Annotated in this window: 1 protein-coding gene; it reads right to left on the bottom strand. The window is 40.3% G+C overall.

Annotated features, from left to right (window positions below; translation table 11 throughout):
* Nucleotides 1-303 (bottom strand): alcohol dehydrogenase catalytic domain-containing protein (locus SB773_RS30455; RefSeq protein ID WP_410593937.1); only part of this gene is annotated, 303 nt, incomplete at its 3' end.
* Nucleotides 304-357: the final 54 nt, after the last annotated feature.

Here is a 357-nt window from a genome sequence, read left to right as displayed (position 1 = left end):
GTTCGTTTTCCCACTTCTGCAAGCCAGGCATTTTCCACATTCCATATAGGGGATGATCGATACTTGATCACCTACATTCAGCCCTGATTCATTCTCCGGTATGGATTCAATATAACCGGATAATTCATGTCCAAGTATTCGAGGATAGCTAAAAAAGGGTTGATTACCACCATAGGCATGAATATCCGTACCGCAAAGTCCTATTCGCCGCACACGAACCAAAGCTTCGCCTGAGTTTGGTACCGGTTTTTTCGTCTCGATCATCTTAAATTCAAAAGGTTGTTCACAAACAATACTTTTCACTGAATAACACTCCTTTTTAGTATCTTAATAGATATGTACACCTGTTAGAGAATG

This window comes from Bacillus sp. SIMBA_074 (genome assembly GCF_046534555.1).
Taxonomy (GTDB): domain Bacteria; phylum Bacillota; class Bacilli; order Bacillales; family Bacillaceae_G; genus Bacillus_A; species Bacillus_A mycoides.
This window is presented reverse-complemented; position numbering and strand designations above follow the sequence as displayed.